At 46.4% G+C, this 23724-nt stretch carries 19 protein-coding genes; 17 read left to right on the plus strand and 2 right to left on the minus strand.

Annotated features, from left to right (window positions below):
• Positions 1 to 102: 102 nt before the first annotated feature.
• Both glnD and map read right to left on the minus strand, forming a co-directional pair.
• The gene (gene glnD, locus A9237_RS12445) at positions 103 to 2727 is read right to left on the minus strand and encodes a bifunctional uridylyltransferase/uridylyl-removing protein GlnD (RefSeq protein ID WP_045480509.1); all 2625 of its coding nucleotides are present in this window, start codon (positions 2725 to 2727) and stop codon (positions 103 to 105) included.
• A 100-nt stretch (positions 2728 to 2827) separates the two neighbouring features.
• Entirely contained in the window at positions 2828 to 3706 is an 879-nt protein-coding gene (gene map, locus A9237_RS12450; protein WP_078608293.1) for a type I methionyl aminopeptidase, read from the minus strand.
• 396 nt (positions 3707 to 4102) lie between these two features.
• On the opposite strand from map, the gene rpsB reads away from it, so the two are divergent.
• The 17 genes from rpsB to accA all read left to right on the plus strand — a co-directional run bounded on the left by rpsB (position 4103) and on the right by accA (position 23643).
• Positions 4103 to 4831: a 30S ribosomal protein S2 gene (rpsB, locus tag A9237_RS12455; protein WP_005529366.1), complete on the plus strand. Its 729-nt coding sequence runs from the start codon at positions 4103 to 4105 to the stop codon at positions 4829 to 4831.
• 131 nt (positions 4832 to 4962) lie between these two features.
• Positions 4963 to 5808: a translation elongation factor Ts gene (gene tsf, locus A9237_RS12460; RefSeq protein ID WP_005436775.1), complete on the plus strand. Its 846-nt coding sequence runs from the start codon at positions 4963 to 4965 to the stop codon at positions 5806 to 5808.
• Positions 5809 to 5960: 152 nt separating this feature from the next.
• Positions 5961 to 6692 carry a UMP kinase gene (pyrH, locus tag A9237_RS12465; RefSeq protein WP_005436777.1) on the plus strand — a complete coding sequence of 244 codons (732 nt, stop codon included), beginning with the start codon at positions 5961 to 5963 and terminating at the stop codon, positions 6690 to 6692.
• Positions 6693 to 6790: 98 nt separating this feature from the next.
• On the plus strand, positions 6791 to 7348 hold the full coding sequence (gene frr, locus A9237_RS12470; RefSeq protein WP_005436779.1) for a ribosome recycling factor: 558 nt from the start codon (positions 6791 to 6793) through the stop codon (positions 7346 to 7348).
• A 96-nt stretch (positions 7349 to 7444) separates the two neighbouring features.
• Entirely contained in the window at positions 7445 to 8200 is a 756-nt protein-coding gene (locus tag A9237_RS12475) for an isoprenyl transferase (RefSeq protein WP_005436781.1), read from the plus strand.
• 12 nt (positions 8201 to 8212) lie between these two features.
• Positions 8213 to 9055 carry a phosphatidate cytidylyltransferase gene (locus tag A9237_RS12480; protein WP_078608294.1) on the plus strand — a complete coding sequence of 281 codons (843 nt, stop codon included), beginning with the start codon at positions 8213 to 8215 and terminating at the stop codon, positions 9053 to 9055.
• Positions 9056 to 9106: 51 nt separating this feature from the next.
• Positions 9107 to 10312 (plus strand): 1-deoxy-D-xylulose-5-phosphate reductoisomerase, encoded by a 1206-nt coding sequence (gene ispC / locus A9237_RS12485; RefSeq protein ID WP_078608295.1) that lies wholly within the window; start codon positions 9107 to 9109, stop codon positions 10310 to 10312.
• Positions 10312 to 11670 (plus strand): sigma E protease regulator RseP, encoded by a 1359-nt coding sequence (rseP, locus tag A9237_RS12490; protein ID WP_045414454.1) that lies wholly within the window; start codon positions 10312 to 10314, stop codon positions 11668 to 11670. The genes ispC and rseP overlap by 1 nt, the downstream gene beginning before the upstream one ends.
• Positions 11671 to 11714: 44 nt before the next feature.
• Positions 11715 to 14129 (plus strand): outer membrane protein assembly factor BamA, encoded by a 2415-nt coding sequence (gene bamA, locus A9237_RS12495; protein ID WP_009707420.1) that lies wholly within the window; start codon positions 11715 to 11717, stop codon positions 14127 to 14129.
• Positions 14130 to 14142: 13 nt separating this feature from the next.
• A complete protein-coding gene (locus tag A9237_RS12500; RefSeq protein ID WP_005529354.1) occupies positions 14143 to 14652 on the plus strand; it encodes an OmpH family outer membrane protein in 510 nt (169 codons plus the stop codon).
• Between the two features lie 6 nt (positions 14653 to 14658).
• Positions 14659 to 15690: a UDP-3-O-(3-hydroxymyristoyl)glucosamine N-acyltransferase gene (lpxD, locus tag A9237_RS12505; RefSeq protein ID WP_005436787.1), complete on the plus strand. Its 1032-nt coding sequence runs from the start codon at positions 14659 to 14661 to the stop codon at positions 15688 to 15690.
• Positions 15691 to 15864: 174 nt separating this feature from the next.
• Entirely contained in the window at positions 15865 to 16317 is a 453-nt protein-coding gene (fabZ, locus tag A9237_RS12510) for a 3-hydroxyacyl-ACP dehydratase FabZ (protein ID WP_009707417.1), read from the plus strand.
• Between the two features lies 1 nt (position 16318).
• Positions 16319 to 17107, plus strand: coding sequence for an acyl-ACP--UDP-N-acetylglucosamine O-acyltransferase (gene lpxA, locus A9237_RS12515; protein ID WP_078608296.1), 789 nt, complete (start codon positions 16319 to 16321; stop codon positions 17105 to 17107).
• A 170-nt stretch (positions 17108 to 17277) separates the two neighbouring features.
• Entirely contained in the window at positions 17278 to 18417 is a 1140-nt protein-coding gene (gene lpxB / locus A9237_RS12520; RefSeq protein ID WP_039986283.1) for a lipid-A-disaccharide synthase, read from the plus strand.
• Positions 18418 to 18426: 9 nt separating this feature from the next.
• On the plus strand, positions 18427 to 19065 hold the full coding sequence (gene rnhB, locus A9237_RS12525) for a ribonuclease HII (RefSeq protein ID WP_078608297.1): 639 nt from the start codon (positions 18427 to 18429) through the stop codon (positions 19063 to 19065).
• 92 nt (positions 19066 to 19157) lie between these two features.
• Positions 19158 to 22637 carry a DNA polymerase III subunit alpha gene (gene dnaE / locus A9237_RS12530; RefSeq protein ID WP_078608298.1) on the plus strand — a complete coding sequence of 1160 codons (3480 nt, stop codon included), beginning with the start codon at positions 19158 to 19160 and terminating at the stop codon, positions 22635 to 22637.
• Positions 22638 to 22683: 46 nt separating this feature from the next.
• Entirely contained in the window at positions 22684 to 23643 is a 960-nt protein-coding gene (accA, locus tag A9237_RS12535; protein ID WP_005436807.1) for an acetyl-CoA carboxylase carboxyl transferase subunit alpha, read from the plus strand.
• Positions 23644 to 23724 lie beyond the last annotated feature (81 nt).

A 23724-nucleotide genomic window follows, 5' to 3' on the forward strand; every position in this document is an offset into this window, starting at 1 on the left:
TTATGAGCTAGATAGCTGATATTTAGTCAAATTGCTCAACTTGTGGGCAAGATCGCTATCGTTCTTACCCACCTTAGTTGTTGATCAAGCGCCGGTTTTCTCTCAAGCCGAAACTGGGTCAGAGAGTTTTTCAATCAGCTTTTCACGCAGCTCGTCTTGTTGCTCTTCACTGAGCCTGCCGCCGGCTTCACTCGTCAGAATAAACAAGTCTTCAGCGCGCTCACCAATGGTGGTGATTTTTGCCGCATGGAGGTTAATGCCCAAATCAGCAAAGGTACGACCCACTTTCGCCAGAAGCCCCGGTGTATCGAGAGCGACAAACTCCATCAAAGTGCGTTTTTTGCTCTTGGTTGGCAGGAAGTCGACTTTGGTTTTAACGTTGAAATGCTGAAGTTTATTTGGTGTACGGCGCGTCTTAATTTTTGTCGGACGGCCATCTTCCAGTACATGCGTAATGTGTTTAGTCACTGCACTGTGACGACCTTCTTCAATCGCTTTACCGTGTTGGTCTAGTACCATAAAGGTATCGAGTACATAGCCATCTTTACTGGTCATGATTTGTGCGTCATGTACGTTAAAGTTGCGACGGTCAAGCTCAGCAACGACGGTAGCAAACAGCGCTGGTTGGTCTGGGCTGTAAACGAATACTTCGGTACCGCCACGTGTGGCCTTCTTACTGATCAGAACCAACGGCTTACTTGGATCTTCCATACGAAGTAAATGTTCGCAGTGCCAAGCGATTTGCTTGTGAGTGTGACGCAAGAAGTAATCGGCTTTAAAGCGTTGCCACAGCACTTCAATTTCACGAGCAGAGAAGCCTTCTTTGCGTAATAGGGCGGACGCCATTTGTTGGTTATGACGAATACGCTCACGCACATCTACAGGGTTTTCTAGGCCACGGCGCAGCGCGCGTTGGGTGGAATAGAATAGCTCTGCGAGCAAGGTGCGTTTCCAGCTGTTCCAAAGTTCAGGGTTGGTCGCGCAGATATCGGCTACCGTCAGACACACAAGGTACTCAAGGTACTCTTCATCACGCACTTGCTTGGCAAACTCGGTAATCACGTCCGGATCGTAAATGTCTCGGCGTTGAGCCGTCACGGACATCAGTAAGTGATGCCTTACTAGCCAACTTACCAATTTAGCTTCTGGCTTAGACAAACCGTGCTCAATACAGAAATCGTAAGCTTCACCTTCGCCGATTACCGAATGGTCACCACCACGCCCTTTGCCGATATCATGGAAAATCGCGGCTAGAATCAGTAGCTCTTTCTTCTGAATTCGAGGATAAACTTCGCAGCAAATTGGATGTTTGCTGTGGTTCTCTGCGTAGCTGAAGGTATTGATGTGCTTGAGTAGACGAATACTGTGCTCATCCACGGTATACACATGGAATAGGTCGAATTGCATCTGACCGACAATTTGGCTCCACTGCGGAAGATACGCCGCCAGTACGCCAAGCTTGTGCATTAAACTGAACGCCTTATGCAGCGCATTTGGATGACGACACAGCGCCATAAACTTTTCACGCGCTTCTGGAATAGTGTGCAAGAACTTGTTCAATCGACGACGCGCAGTACGTAACTGACGCAACGTAGGAGGGCTCACGCCTTCAATGCTCGAATCATTGGCGATGTGCAGGAACATATCCAAAATGGTTTCGGGACGAGCTTGGAACAGCGCAGGTTTACGAGCCTCGATCAGTGAGCCACGGCGTTGGAAATCTTCGTCGATAATTTCAGCATCTTGTGAAGCCCCACCGTTGATGATGGCTTGGTCGAACAGCTTGAGCAGCATCTTATTCAGCTCTGCCACACGACGTAGGGTGCGGTAGAACTCCTTCATCATCATTTCGACACCGCGATTGCCTTCACCAACATAACCCAGATGTTCGGCCACTTGAGCCTGATGAGCGAAGGTCAGTCGGTTGTCATAACGGCGAAGCTCAATATGTAGTGCGAAACGTACACGCCACAGGAAATCCTGACATTCAACCAGCTCTCGGTATTCCGCATCGGTCAGGAAGCCATAGCGGCTCATCTCTAGTAACGATGTTGCGCCAAAGTGACGACGTGCCACCCAGCTTAAAGTGTGAATATCACGCAAGCCACCCGGCGTGGACTTGATGTCGGGTTCGAGGTTGTAAGTGGTGTCATGGTAGCGCGCATGGCGTTCACGCTGCTCCTGAATCTTGGCACGGTAAAAAGTTTCGCTTGGCCAGAAAGAATCAGACAACACCACTTTCTTCAAGGCTTGGAAAGTGTCTTCACTTCCGCAAAGCAATCGAGCTTCTTGCAAGTTCGTGGCAACGGTTAAGTCTGAACGTCCAATCTCTGCACATTCATCCACAGTGCGTACTGCGTGGCCGACTTCTAGGCGTAAATCCCACAATAGGGTAATGAACTCACTGATTTTAGCTTCCAGAGCATTTGGCAGCTTGTTCTGCGACAGAATCAAAATGTCGATATCAGACAGAGGGTGTAACTCACCACGTCCGTAACCACCGACGGCAACTAAGGAAATATTATGTATGTCGTTGAATCCGAAGTGTTGCCATAAACGATTGAGGAGTAAATCCATGTACTCAGCGCGTGACAAAACAAGGTTGGTCACAGGGTGGTGCTGTAGAAATTCTTCTTTTTGGTATGAACTGAATTTTTCAAGTTCTTGCTTAAGTTCGCCGATGTTTATCTGTTCATCGGTAAAAGTAAGAGGTGACTGAAGGGTCATATTTGCTATCCGTGCAAGCTAAAACTATTAGCAATCTAACAAATTTGCTGCAGATAAAAAATATCCCCGCATGGGCGGGGATATGGAAAGTGATGGGCGATTAAACGTTTTTCATCATTCGTGGAATGGTATCGTCGCTGCGAAGTGTAAGTACTTCACAACCTTCTGTGGTTACCACGATAGTGTGTTCCCACTGTGCTGAGTTTTTACCGTCACCAGTGTAAACCGTCCAATCATCTTGAGCATCAACAGTACAACCGAATTTACCCGCGTTGATCATTGGTTCGATAGTAAAACACATGCCTTCTTTTAGTACGCGGCGGTCTTTGTTCTTGTAGTGAACCACTTGTGGCTCTTCGTGGAACTCATCACCGATGCCGTGACCGCAGAAGTCTTTCACGATAGAGAACTTGTTGCGTGGGTTGTTCTTGTTGTTCTCTTTGATGTACTTCTCGATTGCTGTACCGATGTCACCAACAGTTGCACCAGGCTTAACTTGACGCATACCGATGTAAAGTGACTCTTGAGCAACCATACACAGACGTTTGTTTGCTGGAGATACATCGCCAACTAGGAACATCTTAGAAGTGTCACCGTGGTAACCTTGTGGACGAACGCTTAGATCTGCGTTTTCATCGTTAGGTACGATAACCGTGATATCAACGTTAATGATGTCGCCATCTTTAAGTACAGCTGGCTTCATTTGGCCGTTTGCACCTTTTTCATCTTCTGTCGCAGGGATGCCGTGACAAACGATGTGGTTGATTGACGTACAGATTGATTTAGGGAATCCATGGTAATCAAGCGGTGCAGAGTAAGCGCCACGCTCTAGAGCGTAATCGTGACAGATTTTGTTTAATTCTTCTGTCGTCACACCCGCCTTGATGTGCGGTTCGATCATTTCTAGAGTGTCTGCGGCTAGCTTGCCCGCAATACGCATGCGTTCGATTTCTTCAGCAGTTTTAATCTTGATTGACATTGGCTTTCTCTACTTATTCGTAAGCACGTGAACGTGCGAATGCGCGCATTCTATCAGACATCTTGCGGTTAACCCAAGCCAGTTAAGAATATGAGTCATTCTTACTTGAAGTCTAGTCATGGAATTTAGAAGAGAGTAGGGATAGGTGTGATAGGGAAATTAGAATTGTAAGAAACAATTTTTACTAGCCATCTTAGGCTAAAATATGGTATAAAGCGCGCCGGAATCGAGGACTGTTCTCTTTACTTTTCATTAGAAGAGTAGCGAAGCAAGCTTCTTCCAATTAACTTTTATCTTTAAATCACACACATTCCGTCACATGTTCCGGGGTGCTGAGCAGAAGCTTGGTCGGAATTATGGGGGATGTGGAGGCCTAACCCCATAGAGGATTTTAAAATGGCAACTGTATCAATGCGCGATATGCTGAAAGCTGGTGTTCACTTCGGTCACCAAACTCGTTACTGGAACCCAAAAATGAAGCCATTCATCTTTGGTGCTCGTAACCGCGTTCACATCATCAACCTAGAAAAAACTGTACCAATGTTCAACGAAGCTCTAGCTGAACTAGCTAAAGTTGGCGAGAAGAAAGGTAAAGTTCTATTCGTAGGTACTAAGCGCGCTGCATCTGAAGCTGTTAAAGAAGCTGCAATCGCAAGCAACCAATACTACGTTAACAACCGTTGGTTGGGCGGCATGCTAACGAACTACAAAACAGTTCGTCAGTCTATCAAGCGTCTAAAAGATTTCGAAGCACAAGCACAAGACGGTACTTTCGAAAAACTAACTAAGAAAGAAGCTCTAATGCGTACTCGTGAAATGGAGAAGCTAGAGAAATCTCTTGGTGGTATCAAAGATATGGGCGGCCTACCAGACGCTCTATTCGTAATCGACGCTGATCACGAGCACATTGCAATTAAAGAAGCTAACAACCTAGGTATTCCAGTATACGCTGTGGTAGATACTAACTCTAACCCAGACGGCGTTGACTACATCATCCCAGGTAACGACGACGCGATCCGCGCAGTTCAACTATACCTAAACGCTGCAGCATCTGCAGTGTCTGAAGGTCGCAACAAAGACGTTGCAGCAGTTGCTGAAAAAGACGGTTTCGTAGAAGCTGAATAATAACGGCTCTGTGTCACACTTAGTCTATGTGAAACCTTGTTGTAGCATAGACTGAGTTATAGTTAGCAATGGGGGCCGACAATGTAGGCCCCTGTTTTTTACCTTATTTCGAATCAAACGAGGAATAGAGAATGGCAACTGTAACTGCTGCTCTAGTTAAAGAACTTCGCGAGCGCACTGGCGCTGGCATGATGGAATGTAAAAAAGCGCTTGTAGAAGCAAACGCTGACATCGAACTAGCAATTGAAAACATGCGTAAATCAGGCGCAGCGAAAGCAGCTAAAAAAGCTGGTAACGTTGCAGCTGAAGGCGCAATCATCATCAAAGAAGAAAACGGCGTTGCTGTTCTTCTTGAAGTTAACTGCCAAACTGACTTCGTTGCTAAAGACGGTAACTTCACTGCATTCGCAGACAAAGTAGCACTTGACGCTCTAGCGACTAAAGCTACTGCTGAAGAGCTAGTTGCTAAGTTCGAAGAAGAGCGCGTAGCTCTAGTTGCTAAAATCGGCGAAAACATCAACATCCGTCGCGTTGCTTACGTTGAAGGTACTGCAATCGCTTCTTACCGTCACGGCGAGAAAATTGGTGTTGTTGTTGCTGGTGAAGGCGACGCAGAAACTCTTAAGCACGTTGCAATGCACGTTGCTGCTTCTAAGCCTGAGTTCGTTAACCCAGAAGACGTACCAGCTGACGTAGTTGCTAAAGAGAAAGAAGTTCAAGTTGAAATCGCTATGAACGAAGGCAAACCACAAGAGATCGCTGAGAAGATGGTTATCGGCCGCATGAAGAAATTCACTGGCGAAATCTCTCTAACTGGTCAAGCTTTCATCATGGAACCTAAGAAATCTGTTGGCGAAATGCTAAAAGAGAAAGGTGCTTCTGTTGCTACATTCGTTCGCCTAGAAGTAGGTGAAGGTATCGAGAAAGCAGCTGAAATGAGCTTCGCTGAAGAAGTAGCACTAGCTCAAAAAGGTTAATCCTTAGCGACTTGTGTAAATATTAGACCGTAGCCTAGGCTGCGGTCTTTTTACGAAAAGAGCGGACAAAATTAGCCGTGATGAATAGCTATAAGTGACCTTGTGTCTATTCATGACTGTTAATCGACAACTCTCTTTGGAAGGTAAACTCCATGACTACGAACCCTAAACCAGCATATCAACGTATTCTATTAAAACTAAGTGGTGAAGCTCTTCAAGGTGAAGAAGGTTTTGGTATTGATCCAGCGGTTCTTGACCGTATGGCTCAAGAAGTGAAAGAGCTGGTTGAACTGGGTGTTCAAGTTGGTGTGGTAATCGGCGGTGGTAACCTGTTCCGTGGTGCAGGTCTTGCAGAAGCGGGTATGAACCGCGTAGTAGGCGACCACATGGGTATGCTTGCAACAGTAATGAACGGTCTAGCAATGCGTGATGCACTTCACCGTGCTTATGTAAACGCTCGCGTAATGTCTGCAATTCCGCTAAAAGGTGTGTGTGACGATTACAACTGGGCAGACGCTATCCGCGAACTTCGCCAAGGCCGTGTAGTTATCTTCTCTGCAGGTACTGGTAACCCATTCTTCACTACAGATTCAGCAGCGTGTCTACGCGGTATCGAAATCGAAGCTGACGTAGTTCTAAAAGCAACGAAAGTTGATGGTGTATTTACTGCTGACCCAGTAGCAAACCCAGACGCAGAGCTGTATGATAAGCTATCTTACACTGAAATTCTGGATAAAGAATTGAAAGTAATGGACTTGGCTGCGTTCACACTTGCTCGTGACCACAAAATGCCAATCCGCGTATTTAACATGAATAAGCCAGGCGCACTACGTCGCGTGGTAATGGGTGAAGCTGAAGGCACGTTGATCTGCGCTGACGCGTAAATCTCAACGCCATTCAACAAGAGATATTGGATGGCGTTTCGCTTTGCTTAAGCCCTTTAAGCTTTCTTCATGAAAGATGACATTTTTAAGGTGAAACCGTGATTAACGAAATCAATAAAGACGCGCAAGAGCGCATGGACAAAAGCGTTGAAGCGCTAAAGAACAACCTTTCTAAAGTTCGTACTGGCCGCGCACACCCAAGCCTACTATCTGGTATCTCTGTAGAGTACTACGGTGCGCCGACTCCTCTTAACCAAGTAGCGAACGTTGTTGCTGAAGACGCACGTACTCTAGCAATTACTGTATTCGACAAAGAGCTAACTCAAAAAGTTGAGAAAGCGATCATGATGTCTGACCTTGGTCTAAACCCAATGTCTGCTGGCACAATCATCCGCGTTCCACTTCCACCGCTAACGGAAGAGCGTCGTAAAGACCTAGTTAAGATCGTTCGTGGCGAAGCTGAAGGCGCACGTGTTGCCGTTCGTAACATCCGTCGTGACGCAAACAGCGACCTAAAAGGTCTTCTAAAAGATAAAGAAATCTCTGAAGACGAAGATCGTAAAGCACAAGACGAAATTCAAAAACTGACTGACGTAGCAGTTAAGAAGATCGACGAAGTTCTTGCTGCTAAAGAAAAAGAGTTGATGGAAGTTTAATACTCCCACCTACATCACTGTTGGAAAACGCTGTGCTCACAGTGCAGCGTTTTTTTGTGTTAATCTATCCAACTGATGGAACTCAATTAACTCCCTATGCAAAATTCTCAAGCCTTCTCTGATTCCCTCCCTAAACATATTGCCATCATTATGGACGGTAATGGTCGTTGGGCTAAGTCCAAAGGAAAACCTCGCGTATTCGGTCATAAAAAAGGCGTTAATGCCGTTCGTAAGACCGTCGCTGCTGCTTCTAAACTCGGTATTAAAGCCATGACGTTGTTCGCTTTCAGTAGTGAAAACTGGCGTCGTCCGGAGGAAGAAGTGGGTCTCCTGATGGAGCTGTTCATTTCCGTGCTTTCTAGCGAAGTGAAAAAGCTGCATAAAAACAATCTGCGTTTGCGCGTTATTGGTGATACCAGCCGCTTTAGTGAGCGACTGCAAGGCAAAATCATCGAAGCAGAAGCACTCACCGCTGGCAATACGGGTATGGTGATTAACATTGCGGCTAACTATGGCGGTAAATGGGACATCACAGAGGCGGCAAAAACGTTGGCGTTAAAAGCGCGTAACGGTGAAATCCGTGTAGAGGATATCAATGAGCAGTTAATTACCCAGCATTTAACGATGGCAGATCTCCCTGAAGTGGATCTTTTGATCCGTACAAGTGGTGAGTGTCGCATCAGTAACTTTATGCTGTGGCAAATGGCGTATGCTGAAATGTACTTTACTCCGGAGTACTGGCCAGAGTTTGATGAAGACAGCTTAGTAGAGGCTGTGACTTGGTTTATTAACCGAGAGCGTCGCTTTGGTTGTACTGGCGAGCAAGTAAAGGCATTGATGGCTGCTCAATAAGGACTAGTTAGTTTGAAACAGAGAATAATAACAGCACTAATTTTAGCTCCCCTTGTAATTTTAGGTATTTTTAAATTACCCCTAATCGGCTTCATTATCGCTTTGACTGCGATTACGCTATTAGGTTTTTGGGAGTGGACCCAGTTTACAGAAAGCAATTCACGCATCGCTGCGCTAGCACCAGCCGTTGTCGTAACCGGACTCAGTTTTCTATTCATCTCGCCAGATGCGGCAAGCCTTAACCAACTAGCAACTCCACACTACACAGTGTTAGCGCTCGGTTTTGCATGGTGGATTATCGCAAGTGGGATGGCCATTACTTACCCTAAAACCACCAACCTATGGCAAAACAGTAAAGCACTGCGTCATGTGTTTGGTTTTCTAACTTTGATCCCTTTCCTTTGGAGTGTGATCATCCTTAGAGCTTCCGATATTTCAGTAGATCCATACCACGGCGCAAAACTTGTGCTGTACGTTTGCTTCTTGGTATGGGCTGCAGACAGTGGCGCTTACTTTGCTGGTAAAAGCATGGGTAAACGTAAAATGGCGCCGCATGTCAGTCCAAACAAGACTATCGAAGGTTTGATTGGCGGCATCATTGCAGCATTAATTGTTGGATGGTTGTTTGCAGGTTGGTTTGATATTCAATTTACCAGCCCAATTCACATGGTAATCATCACACTGATTACAGTTGTGATTTCTGTTCTTGGTGACCTAGTAGAAAGCATGTTCAAACGTGTTTCTGGCATCAAAGACAGCAGTAACATCATTCCAGGGCACGGCGGCATTCTCGACCGTATTGATAGCCTAACGGCTGCATTCCCAGTATTTGCTCTTCTTTACTACGTATTCTAATTTATCGGGAGCGGCGTTGTCGCTCCTGAGTTTTTCTAACGGTCTTACATCATGCAAAAGTTAACGATTCTTGGTGCAACAGGCTCAATCGGTGCAAGCACACTTAAAGTGGTTGAACAAAACCCTGAGCTGTTTTCTATCGTCGCATTGGCGGCAAGCACGAACGTTGAAAAGATGGTCGCACTTTGTCGTAAATGGCAACCTAAATACGCTGTAATGGCGGATAAAGCGGCGGCTGTGGCGCTTAAGTCAGAGTTGGCTTCAGTGTCTCCTCGTACAGAAGTGTTGGGTGGTGTTGATGCGCTTTGTCATGTGTCTGCCCTAGAAGAAGTCGACAGCGTGATGGCGGCTATCGTTGGTGCGGCAGGTCTGCTTCCAACCATGGCAGCGGTAAAAGCGGGCAAGCGTGTTCTCCTTGCTAACAAAGAAGCACTGGTGATGTCTGGGCAACTGTTTATCGATGCCGTTGAAGAGCACGGCGCAGAGCTACTTCCAGTAGACAGCGAACACAATGCGATCTTCCAGTGTTTACCTCAACAAGTTCAAACCAACTTAGGTCGTTGTGACTTAGAAGAGCATGGTATTTCATCTATCCTGCTTACTGGTTCTGGCGGTCCATTCCGCTACACAGATATCGCTGATCTTGAGAGTGTTACTCCTGCACAGGCAATCGCTCATCCTAACTGGTCGATGGGACCTAAGATCTCGGTTGATTCTGCAACCATGATGAACAAAGGTCTTGAGTACATTGAAGCAAAATGGCTGTTTAATGCGGCTCGCGAACAGCTGAAAGTGATCATTCACCCTCAGTCTGTGATTCATTCTATGGTGCAATACCGAGACGGTTCAGTCTTAGCACAAATGGGTGAACCCGATATGGCAACGCCGATTGCACTGACCATGTCTTACCCATCTCGTGTGAATGCTGGTGTGAAACCACTCGACTTTACTCAAGTGGGTGAGTTGACGTTCCTTCAACCCGACTTTGCTCGCTACCCATGTTTGAAGCTGGCTATCGATGCTTGTTACGAAGGGCAGCATGCTACGACCGCTCTGAATGCAGCAAACGAAGTCGCTGTTGATGCTTTCTTGAATAACCGTCTTGGTTTCACTGATATCGCTCGCATCAATGAGTCAGTTTTGAACAAAATCACTGCAAGCCATAAAAGTGAGAATGTGAATAGCTTGGAAAGCTTGATAGAGCTAGATAGAATGTCACGAACTATCGCCTTAGAATTTTTACGCGAGCGTAGCTAATGACTGGTATTTTGTGGAATTTGGTTTCTTTTATCGTTGCACTGGGCATCTTGGTGGCTGTGCACGAGTATGGTCACTTTTGGGTTGCGCGTCGTTGCGGTGTAAAAGTTGAAAAGTTTTCTATCGGTTTCGGTAAGTCTATTTGGAGCAAAGTAGGCAAAGACGGAACTGAGTACAGCATCTCGATGATTCCGCTAGGTGGTTACGTCAAGATGGTGGACAGCCGTGTTGATGACGTGCCTGAGCACGAAAAGCATTTGGCGTTTGACCAAAAGCCACTGTGGAAACGTACGTCGATTGTGGCAGCGGGTCCTATCTTTAATTTCCTGTTTGCTATTGTTGCCTACTGGTTGGTTTTCCTGATTGGAGTACCAGCAGTGAAGCCGGTAATTGGTGAAGTTACGCCCAATTCAATCATTGCAGAAGCAGGAATTGAATCAGGGATGGAACTAAAATCCATCTCAGGTATCAAAACTCCGGACTGGGAATCAGTCAACATGGGATTAGTTTCCCATATTGGTGATGATTCGATGACAGTAACGCTTTCTTCGGCTAATGAAGTAGGCTCGGAAGTCACGAAGACACTTGATATCCGTGATTGGAAATTTGATCCAGAAACACAATCTGCGATGCAATCGCTAGGCTTCAAACCGTACACTCCAGAGATTTATACTGAGTTGGCACAGGTGAGTGAAGGTGGTGCCGCTGAACAAGCAGGCCTACAAGCTGGCGATAAAATCATCGAGATTAATGGTGATAAGATTTCTAAGTGGGATGAAGTGGTTGAAGCCATTCGTTCTAACCCAGAAACGCCAATTGACCTGACGGTGTTACGTCAAGGTGAAGAGCAATCTTTCACATTGACTCCAGGTAGTCGTGAGCTAGCTAACAAAGAAACAGTTGGCTTCGCGGGTATCGCACCTGAAGTCGCAGAATGGCCAGAAAGTTATCGCTTCGAATTACAGTTTGGTGTATTCGAGTCTATTGGCAAAGCGATTGACAAAACTGGTCAAGTTATTGGACTTACCATCAGTATGCTTAAGAAACTGATTGTAGGTGACGTTGGTCTGAACAATTTGAGCGGACCAATATCTATTGCCAAAGGAGCAGGGGCGACCGCAGACTACGGTCTGGTCTACTTTTTAGGTTTTCTGGCACTAATTAGTGTTAACCTAGGTATTATTAACCTCGTTCCTTTACCAATGTTGGATGGTGGGCATCTGCTGTTTTTTGCAATTGAAGCAGTCATCCGACGCCCAGTACCTGAGAAAGTACAGGAAATGGGCTATCGAATTGGTGGTGCGATTATCTTCTCGCTCATGGCGTTAGCGCTATTTAATGATTTTACTCGTCTGTGATAGTTCAGAGACAAAAGCAGTAGCAAGGAATAATTAGAACAAGTATGGCGATTAAGCGAATTCTGTTTGCAAGTTTACTGGCGACCAGTGTATCTGCAAACGGAGCAGAGAACTTTGTAGTTCAAGATATTGAAATCGATGGATTGCAGCGTGTGGCACTGGGTGCAGCGTTGCTGAAAATGCCTGTACGTGTCGGTGATACCGTTGACCAAGGCGATGTTGCAGAGATCATTCGCGCATTGTACGCATCGGGTAACTTCGAAGATGTGAAAGTGCTGCGTAATGGTGATGTTCTGGTTGTTCAAGTGAAAGAGCGTCCAACTATTGCGAGCATCTCATTCTCAGGCAACAAAGCAATCAAGGACGAGCAGCTACAAGAAAACCTGAATGCTTCTGGCGTTCGTGAAGGTGAAGCGCTTGACCGCACTACGCTGAGCAACATCGAAAAAGGTTTGGAAGACTTTTACTACAGTGTTGGTAAATACAACGCGACCGTAAAAGCGGTTGTTACTCCATTGCCTCGTAACCGTTCTGACTTGAAATTCGTCTTCACCGAAGGTGTATCGGCGAAAATTCAGCAAATCAACTTTATCGGCAATGAAGTCTTTTCTGATGAAGACCTTCTATCTCGTTTCAACCTAAACGTTGACGTGCCATGGTGGAACTTCCTAGCGGACGAAAAATACCAAAAGCAAGTACTTGCTGGTGACATCGAAGCGCTGAAGTCTTACTACCTAGACCGTGGTTACCTGAAATTTAACGTTGATTCGACACAAGTGGCGATTTCTCCTGACAAAAAAGGCGTATACATTACCCTTGGTCTTGAGGAAGGCGACGTGTACACCGTTAAAGACGTGAAATTCCGCGGCAACCTAATTGGTGAAGAAGCAACGTTCGAAAAGCTGGTTCCATTTGAAGACAACGAGACCTACAACGGCTCTCGCGTAACTTCAATGGAAGAAGGCATCAAGCGTGTGCTTGGTGAATCTGGCTATGCTTACCCACAAGTAAACACCATTCCTGAGTTCGACGACGAAAACAAACAAGTATCGCTTGTTGTGAACGTAGACCCAGGTAACCGTATTTACGTACGCGACATTCGCTTTACGGGTAACAACTCGACCAAAGACGAAGTTCTGCGTCGTGAAATGCGTCAGATGGAAGGCAGCTGGCTAAACTCGAAATCAATCGAAACGGGTAAAACGCGTCTAAACCGTCTGGGCTACTTCGAAAACGTTGAAGTACAAACGGTACGTGTTCCTGGCAGCGATGACCAAGTTGACCTAGTTTACTCTGTTAAAGAAGCGAATTCGGGCAGCGTGAACTTCGGTGTCGGTTACGGTACTGAATCGGGCGTGAGCTTCCAGGTTGGCCTACAGCAAGACAACTTTATTGGTAGTGGTAACCGCGTTGGTATTAACGCGATGATGAACGACTACCAGAAAAACGTGAGCTTGGACTACCGTGACCCTTACTGGAACCTAGATGGTGTAAGTTTGGGTGGTAAGATCTTCTACGACGAGTTCGAAGCATCTGAAGCGGGTATCGTTGACTATACCAACCAAAGTTACGGCGCAAGTTTGACATGGGGCTTCCCATTCGACGAACTGAACCGCTTTGAATTTGGTGTAGGCTACACCCACAACAAGATCGGTAACTTGTCTCCTTACCTACAGGTAGAACAGTTCCTACAGGCGCAAGAGGACAACATTGACTCTAGCGGTGCGTTGAACACAAATGACTTTGACTTCAACATCTCATGGACACGTAACAACCTAAACCGTGGCTACTTCCCGACAGCGGGTAACCACCAACGTGCATTCTATAAGATGACCGTACCTGGCTCTGACGTTCAATACTTCAAGATGCAGTATGATGTTCGTCAATACGTTCCACTGACTAAGAAGCATGAATTCACGCTCTTGTTCCGTGGTCGTCTAGGTTATGGTAACGGTTATGGTCAAACGGATGGCAACGATAACTTGTTCCCATTCTACGAAAACTACTACGCGGGTGGTTTTACAACACTACGTGGTTTCGGCTCGAATACCGTAGGCCCGAAAGCGGTTTATCGTGACTACTCAGGCTCGAACAACGGTGCAGATACTGCAACAGACGATTCTGTTGGTGGTAACGCGGTTGCGTTGGCAAGCCTTGAGTTGATTGTTCCAACACCATTTGCTTCTGACGAAGTTCGTAACCAAATTCGTACCAGTATCTTCTTCGATATGGCGAGTGTTTGGGATACGGAATTCGATTACCGTAGCTCAGGTGCGGAATACGGCGACCGTTACTACTACGATTACTCAGATCCAACCAACTACCGCTCATCTTACGGTGCGGCGTTGCAATGGATGTCTCCAATGGGGCCTCTAGTATTCTCGCTAGCGAAACCAATTAAGAAATATGATGGCGACGATGAAGAGTTCTTCACGTTCACTATCGGTAGAACCTTCTAAAGAGGAAAATATTTTGAATAAAATGATCAAAGCAGCTGGCCTAGGCCTTCTAGTACTTAGCTCTTCAATGTTTGCTAACGCGGCTGAAGCTGCTCAGAAAATTGCTTATGTAAATACTGCTCAAGTTTTCCAAGCGCTTCCTCAACGCGAAGTAGTTCTACAAAAAATGCAGAAAGACTTTAAGAGCAAAGCAGATGAGCTGAAATCTATCCAAGCGCAAGCTAAGACTAAGATTGAAAAGCTACAACGTGATGGTGAGCTTCTAGGTCAAGACGAAGTTGAAAAACTACGTATCGACATCGCTAAACTAGACAGCGAGTACAAAGTGAAGGCACAAGCTCTAGAGAAGGCAAGTGCACGTCGCGAAGCTGAAGAGAAAGCGAAGCTATTCAAAACTATCCAAGACGCAGTGAAGAAAGTAGCAACTAAGAAAGGCTACGACATGGTAATCGACATCTCTTCACTTCAGTACGGTAAGCCAGAATACAACATCTCTGAAGACGTAATTAAAGCTCTAAAATAAGAAGTTATGAAGACATTAACATTAGCCGAGTTGGCGACAATTACCGGGGGTGAGCTATTTGGTGACGAGTCTCTCGTTGTAAGCCGCGTAGCTCCAATGGATAAAGCACAAGAAGGTGACATCACTTTCTTGTCTAACCCAAAATACGCAAAACACCTTTCTGAGTGTCAAGCAACGGTTGTGATGGTGAAAGCTGAACACAAAGACCAGTGTGTAGGTAATGCACTGGTTGTGGCTGACCCTTATGTTGCATTCGCTCGTGTTGTTCAAGCAATGGACACCACGCCGAAGCCTGCTGATGAGATCGCACCAAGTGCCGTCATCGCAGCAGACGTGAAGATGGGTACTAACGTAACAATCGGTGCAAACGCAGTGATTGAAACGGGTGTAGAACTGGGCGACAACGTAAGTATCGGCGCTGGTTGCTTTATCGGTAAGAACGCAAAGCTAGGTAACAACACTAAGCTTTGGGCTAATGTGACTATCTATCATGAAGTATCAATGGGCGATGACTGTCTGGTTCAATCTGGCACAGTCATTGGCTCTGATGGTTTCGGTTACGCTAACGACAAAGGCGAGTGGATTAAGATCCCTCAACTTGGTTCGGTGCGTATCGGTAACCGCGTTGAGATTGGTGCATGTACTACGATTGACCGTGGTGCACTTGAAGACACCATTATCGAAGACAACGTAATTCTTGATAACCAGCTTCAAATCGCTCATAACGTGCAGATCGGATATGGTACCGTGATGCCAGGTGGTACTATTGTCGCTGGCAGTACCAAAATTGGTAAATACTGTCAGATCGGCGGCGCGTCGGTTCTTAACGGACATATCACGATTGCAGATGGCGTAGCTATCACTGGTATGGGCATGGTTATGCGCAGTATCGAAGAGAAAGGCTTGTATTCATCAGGTATTCCACTGCAAACGAACCGAGAGTGGCGTAAAACGGCAACTCGAGTTCATCGCATTGACGATATGAACAAACGCCTGAAAGCTGTTGAGAAACAGCTGGAACCGAAAGAAGAATCTTAGTTCCATAATTCTGAACAAAGACTCGCGAAATGCGGGTCTTTTTCTTCTATAATGACGCGCTATAAGTAGATTTATCACCAAGCTGGTATACACTTTGCAGGCATTTCCTGATTAAGTGGCTTTTGCCGCTGCCTTGCCATCTTGGTTGTTGAGTATTGATATAGGAAGACGACTTTGACTACTGAAAAGAAAACGATGAACATCTCTGAAATTCAAGAGCTACTACCTCATCGCTACCCATTCTTATTGATCGACCGAGTGATTGACTTCCAAGAAGAGAAGTACCTTCACGCGATTAAAAACGTGTCGGTTAACGAACCTCAGTTCACAGGTCACTTTCCACAACTGCCAGTTTTCCCAGGTGTTCTTATTCTGGAAGCGATGGCGCAGGCGACAGGCTTACTTGCATTTAAATCATTTGGTGCGCCAACTGAAAACGAACTGTACTACTTTGCAAGTGTTGACGGTGCAAAATTCCGTAAACCAGTAGTACCAGGCGATCAAATGATTATTGAAGTAGAATTTTTAAAAGAGCGTCGCGGCATTGCTGCATTCAAAGGTGTAGCGAAGGTTGACGGCGAAGTAGTATGTTCAGCAGAGCTGAAGTGTGCTCGTCGAGAGTTTTAATATGATTCATGAAACCGCTAAAATCCACCCAGCTGCGGTGGTAGAAGAAGGCGCGAAAATTGGCGCTAACGTGACTGTTGGTCCATTCACTTACATCACCTCAACGGTAGAAATCGGTGAAGGTACTGAAGTGATGTCTCACGTAGTGATCAAAGGTCACACCACAATTGGTAAAGACAACCGCATTTTCCCACACGCTGTTATTGGTGAAGAAAACCAAGACAAGAAGTACGGTGGCGAAGATACAACAGTGGTTATCGGTGACCGCAACGTGATTCGTGAAGCGGTTCAGATTCACCGTGGTACGGTTCAAGACAAAGCGACAACAGTGATTGGTGATGACAACCTGCTTTGTGTAAATGCACACATCGCACACGACGTTATCGTTGGTAACCATACTCACATTGGTAACAATGCGATTCTTGGTGGTCACGTAACCGTTGATGACCATGCAGGTGTGATGGCGCTTTCTGCGATTCATCCGTTCTGTACAGTTGGCGCTTACGCATACGTTGGCGGCTGTTCTGCTGTTGTTCAAGACGTACCAGCATACGTACTTGCTCAAGGTAACCATGCAACACCATTTGGTTTGAATTTGGTTGGCTTGAAGCGTAACGGTTTCGAAAAACCAGAAATTCGTGCGCTACAAAAAGCGTACAAAGAAATCTACCGTTCAGGTAAGACTATGGAAGAAGTGAAACCAATCCTAGCTGAAATGGCACAAGAGTGGCCGGCAGTGAAACGTTTCTCAGACATTCTGGAAACAACGGAACGTGGCATTATTCGTTAATCAACGAATGAGCGGTTAAATTGAAAAGATCGCGCCCAAATTGGGCTGCGGTCTTTTTGTGTTTTATGGATAACGGTTTGTACGCTGCAGATTGTGCGGCTACTGCGGTTTATATGTCTACATAGTTTAAAACGTTACCCATAGCGCACAGGAAAAATAGCGAAGTAGATATGGAAAGACCATTACGTATCGGCATCATTGCCGGAGAATTGTCTGGCGACACGCTAGGTGAAGGCTTTATCAAAGCAGTAAAGCAACAATACCCAGATGCAGAGTTTGTCGGTATTGGTGGCCCTAAGATGATCGCACAAGGCTGTGAGTCTCTGTTCGATATGGAAGAACTTGCCGTAATGGGCCTAGTGGAAGTGCTAGGTCGCTTGCCACGACTACTGAAAGTCAAAGCGCAACTTGTGAAGTATTTCACCGAGAATCCACCAGATGTTTTCATCGGAATTGACGCTCCAGATTTTAACTTACGAGTTGAGCTAGACCTGAAAAACGCGGGCATTAAAACCGTGCATTACGTCAGTCCATCGGTTTGGGCTTGGCGTCAAAAGCGCATCTTCAATATTGAAGCCGCAACCAATCTGGTACTGGCATTCCTACCGTTTGAAAAAGCGTTCTACGATAAATTCAATGTACCTTGTGAATTCATTGGTCACACATTGGCAGATGCTATTCCACTGCAATCGGACAAAGCGCCTGCACGTGAACTGCTCGGTTTAGAGCAAGATAAACAATGGCTAGCGGTACTTCCGGGTAGCCGTGGCAGCGAGCTAAAAATGCTCTCTCAACCGTTTATTGAAACCTGTAAAAAGCTGCATCAGAAATTCCCAGATCTTGGTTTTGTTGTTGCCTTAGTGAATCAAAAACGCCGTGAACAATTCGAGCAAGCGTGGAAAGAACACGCGCCAGAGCTTGATTTCAAGTTGGTGGACGACACAGCACGCAACGTGATTACTGCTTCTGATGCGGTGATGTTAGCCTCGGGCACCGTTGCACTTGAATGTATGTTGCTTAAACGCCCAATGGTGGTGGGTTACCGTGTTAATGCTGTAACGGCATTCCTTGCTAAGCGACTATTGAAAACCAAATACGTGTCGCTGCCGAACATTTTGGCTGACACCGAACTTGTAAAAGAATACCTGCAAGAAGATTGCACGCCAGAAAACCTATTCAATGAAGTGTCTCGTTTATTAGAGAGCGACAACCGAGAAATGTTGGATAAGTTTACTGAAATGCATCATTGGATTCGTAAAGATGCGGATCAACAAGCCGCGAATGCGGTTCTAAAACTGATTAATAAATAGAGATTTACCATGGCTGTAAAACCAAAAACGACCAAAGCAAAAGTAGAACTACCACCGTTTGAATACCCGCAAGGCTATCAGCTGGTTGCGGGTGTCGATGAGGTAGGGCGTGGTCCTTTGGTGGGTGATGTTGTTACCGCAGCGGTCATCTTAGATCCAAACAACCCAATTGAAGGTTTGAACGATTCTAAAAAGCTGAGCGAGAAAAAACGCCTCGCATTGCTACCAGAAATCAAAGAGAAAGCCTTAGCATGGGCGATAGGCCGTTGTTCTCCTGAAGAGATTGATGAGCTAAACATCCTGCAAGCGACCATGGTTGCCATGCAACGTGCCATTGCTGGCTTGAAGGTCCAGCCAGACTTAGCGCTTATCGATGGTAATCGCTGCCCGCAGTTGCCAATGGATTCTCAAGCCGTAGTGAAAGGCGACTTACGCGTAGCGGAAATCAGCGCGGCTTCTATCATTGCCAAAGTGGTTCGTGACCAAGAAATGGAAGAGTTGGATAAACAATATCCGCAATTTGGTTTTGCTAAGCACAAAGGTTATCCAACTAAAGCGCACTTTGAAGCAATTGAACAACATGGTGTGATCAGTGAACACCGCAAGAGCTTCAAACCCGTGAAGAAAGCGCTCGGCATCGAAGAATAAAGCAAAGTAATAGAATGGGCGTATCGGTGTTATAAACCACGCCCGCTTTAGGTTAGAATCCCAATCAAGATATAGTTTTACGGTACCTGTTAATGTCAGATCCCAAGTTCATTCACCTAAGAATCCACAGTGATTTCTCTATGGTGGATGGTATCAACAAAGTTCCACCGCTCGTTAAGAAAGTCGCCGAGCTCGGTATGCCTGCAATGGCGCTGACCGATTTCACCAACCTGTGTGGTTTGGTGAAATACTATGGCACTGCACACGGTAGTGGTGTGAAGCCAATCATCGGTGCAGACTTCAAAATGCAATCGGATGAGTTTGGTGAGGAGCTGACGCAATTAACGTTACTTGCAGCAAACAACGAAGGTTATAAAAACCTGACTTTGCTGATCTCAAAAGCTTACCTTCGTGGTCACGTACAACACCAACCGGTGCTCGACAAAGCTTGGTTAGCTGAACTATCAGAAGGTTTGATTGTTCTTTCAGGCGCGAAAAACGGTGAAATCGGTAAAGCATTGCTAAAAGGCAACCGTAAAGTTGTCGACAGTTGTGTCGAGTTTTACAACCAATACTTCCCAGATCGCTTCTATCTAGAATTGGTTCGTACTGGTCGTCCGGATGAAGAAACTTACCTTCACTTTGCGATTGAATTGGCAGAAGAGGTTGAGCTGCCAGTTGTCGCAACCAACGAAGTTGTTTTCATCAGTGAAGACTTGTTTGACGCCCATGAAATCCGCGTTGCGATCCATGATGGCTACACCTTAGAAGATCCGCGTCGTCCGAAGAACTACAGTCCAGAACAATACCTGCGTACTGAAGAGGAAATGTGCGAGCTGTTTGCCGACATTCCGGAAGCGTTAGAAAACAGTGTTGAAATTGCCAAGCGTTGTAACGTGACAGTACGTCTCGGTGAATACTTCCTTCCCGCCTTCCCAACTGAAGGTATGGAAGAGACCGACTTCTTGGTAATGAAGTCTCGTGAAGGTCTGGAAGAGCGCCTAGAGTTCCTGTTCCCAGATGAGGAAGAGCGAAAACAGCGTCGTCCTGAATACGATGATCGTCTGCAAATCGAACTCGACGTAATCAACCAAATGGGATTCCCTGGTTACTTCTTGATCGTAATGGAGTTCATCCAATGGTCGAAAGACAACGCGATTCCGGTAGGTCCGGGTCGTGGTTCAGGTGCCGGTTCTTTGGTGGCATACGCATTGAAGATCACCGACCTTGATCCATTGGAATACGACCTTCTATTCGAACGTTTCTTGAACCCTGAACGTGTATCCATGCCCGATTTCGACGTCGACTTCTGTATGGATAAGCGTGACCAAGTAATTGATCACGTAGCGGAAATGTATGGCCGTGATGCGGTATCTCAGATCATCACCTTCGGTACCATGGCGGCGAAAGCGGTAATCCGCGACGTAGGCCGTGTACTGGGTCACCCGTTTGGCTTCGTTGATCGTATTTCAAAATTGGTTCCGCCTGACCCGGGTATGACGCTGGAAAAAGCGTTCAAAGCTGAGCCTGCACTACCTGAGTTGTATGACGCAGACGAGGAAGTGAAAGAGCTTATCGACATGTGTCGCCTCCTTGAAGGTTGTACACGTAACGCCGGTAAGCACGCGGGTGGTGTTGTAATCTCACCAACCACAATTACAGACTTCGCCCCGATTTATGCTGACTCGGAAGGTCACTTCCCAGTTACTCAGTTCGATAAGAACGACGTTGAAACCGCTGGTCTGGTTAAGTTTGACTTCTTGGGTCTGCGTACCTTAACCATCATCGACTGGGCGTTGGGTCTGATTAACCCGCGTCTAGAACGCGAAGGCAAAGATCCTGTTCGCATCGAATCGATTCCACTGGATGATGCGGCGTCATTCCGTTTGCTGCAAAACTCAGAAACCACTGCGGTATTCCAGCTTGAATCGCGCGGTATGAAAGAGCTGATTAAACGTCTGCAACCGGACTGTTTTGAAGACATCATCGCATTGGTGGCACTGTTCCGCCCAGGGCCGCTTCAGTCGGGCATGGTAGATAACTTTATCGACCGTAAGCACGGTCGTGAGGCGATCTCTTATCCTGATGAAAAGTGGCAACACGAATCGCTTAAAGAGATTCTGGATCCGACTTACGGCATCATCCTGTATCAAGAACAGGTAATGCAGATCGCACAGGTACTGTCTGGCTACACCCTTGGTGGTGCGGACATGCTTCGTCGTGCGATGGGTAAGAAAAAACCGGAAGAGATGGCGAAACAGCGTGCTACCTTCGAAGAGGGGGCAATTGCCAACGGCGTCGATGGCGAGTTGGCGATGAAGATCTTCGACTTGGTAGAGAAGTTCGCGGGTTACGGCTTTAACAAATCTCACTCGGCAGCCTATGCACTGGTTTCGTACCAAACGTTATGGCTGAAGATGCACTATCCAGCGGAGTTCATGGCAGCGGTAATGACCGCCGATATGGATAACACTGAGAAAGTGGTTGGCCTAGTAGACGAATGTTTCCGCATGAAGCTCACCGTGCTTCCGCCAGACATCAATGCCGGCTTGTATCGTTTTAACGTCGATGAGAATGGCGCGATTGTTTATGGCATCGGCGCGATCAAAGGCGTGGGTGAAGGTCCAATCGATGCAATCTTGGAAGCGCGCAACAAAGGCGGTCACTTCATCGACCTATTTGACTTCTGTGCGCGTATCGATCTGAAAAAGGTCAACAAGCGTGTAATCGAAAAGCTGATTTACGCAGGCGCACTCGACAGGCTAGGTCCACATCGTGCGGCATTGATGGCATCACTCAATGATGCGGTGAAAGCGGCAAGCCAACACCACCAAGCGGAAGCCTTTGGTCAAACCGATATGTTCGGTGTATTGACTGATGCGCCAGAAGAGGTGGAACACAAATATACTCAAGTGCCAGCGTGGCCAGAGAAAGTATGGTTAGAGGGTGAACGTGAGACGCTTGGTTTATATTTGACCGGCCACCCAGTTAACGCATACATAAAGGAACTAAATAAGTACGTTAGTTGTCGACTAAAAGACGCAACCCCAACTCGTCGCGATCAATCCGTGACAGTGGCGGGTCTGGTTATTGCAGCTCGCGTGATGACAACCAAACGCGGTACGCGTATCGGTATCATGACTCTGGACGACCGAAGTGGTCGAATGGAGGTGATGTTGTTCTCGGATGCGCTTGATAGGTATGCAGAACTTCTCGAAAAAGATAAAATTCTGGTTGTTTCTGGACAGGTCAGCTTTGATGACTTCAACGGTGGCCTTAAAATGTCGGCGCGTGAAGTTATGGATCTGGGTACCGCACGTGAAAAATACGCACGTGGTTTGTCGGTATCTATTGATGCTAGCCAGATCAACGATAAATTCTTTGAGCAATTTACTCGTATTTTAGAACCGCACAAAGCCGGAACCGTACCTGTCAATGTATACTACCAGCGTGCCGACGCCAGAGCGCGGTTAACATTGGGCACCGAATGGCGAGTAACGCCAACAGATACATTACTAGACGATTTAAAACAGTTGCTTGGCAAAGGCCAAGTAGAACTCGAATTTAACTAAAAATTCAGCGCAATATGTAAGACGCTGAGTAAAAAAGGATTCATAGATGAGCCTAAACTTTCTTGAATTTGAAAAGCCAATTGCAGAACTAGAAGCGAAAATCGAAGCGCTACGTGACGTATCTCGTCACGGTGGTGATTCTGCGGTTGACCTTGATAAAGAAATCGAACAGCTTGAGAAAAAGAGCCTAGAACTTAAGAAGAAAACCTTCAGCAATCTAGGTGCATGGGAAACAGCTCAACTGGCTCGTCACCCTTTACGCCCATACACACTAGATTACATCAAGCACGCATTTGATGAATTTGATGAACTAGCGGGTGACCGTGCGTTTGCTGACGACAAAGCGATCGTTGGTGGTATCGCTCGTCTTGAAGGTCGTCCAGTGATGATCATTGGTCACCAGAAGGGCCGTGAGACCAAAGAAAAAGTAAAACGTAACTTTGGTATGCCTAAACCAGAAGGTTACCGTAAAGCGCTACGTTTGATGGAAATGGCAGAGCGTTTCAACATGCCTATCATCACTTTCATCGACACGGCAGGTGCATACCCAGGTGTTGGCGCGGAAGAGCGTGGTCAATCTGAAGCGATCGCGAAGAACCTTAAAGTGATGTCTGGTCTTAAAGTACCAGTAATCTGTAACGTTGTTGGCGAAGGCGGTTCAGGCGGTGCACTTGCAATCGGTGTAGGTGACTACGTGAACATGCTTCAGTACTCAACGTACTCAGTAATCTCTCCAGAAGGTTGTGCTTCAATCCTATGGCGTGATTCAGACAAGGCACCACAAGCAGCAGACGCGATGGGCCTAACCGCTCCACGTTTGAAAGAGCTTGAACTTATCGATGAAATCATCGAAGAGCCACTAGGCGGTGCACACCGTGACCACGTTCAAATGGCTGAAAACATGAAAGCAAACTTGCTTCGTCAGCTAGAAGATCTGGAGCAACTAGACCACGAAACGCTACTAGAGCGTCGTTACCAACGTCTAATGAACTACGGTTACTGCTAATTACAGCTGTTGCTAGGCGCTAGCTGAATTCTCGCTAGATTACAGATAAAATAGAAAGGGTTGGGCATGCGTCCAACCCTT

This window comes from Vibrio owensii, from assembly GCF_002021755.1.
GTDB classification, from domain to species: Bacteria; Pseudomonadota; Gammaproteobacteria; order Enterobacterales; family Vibrionaceae; genus Vibrio; species Vibrio owensii.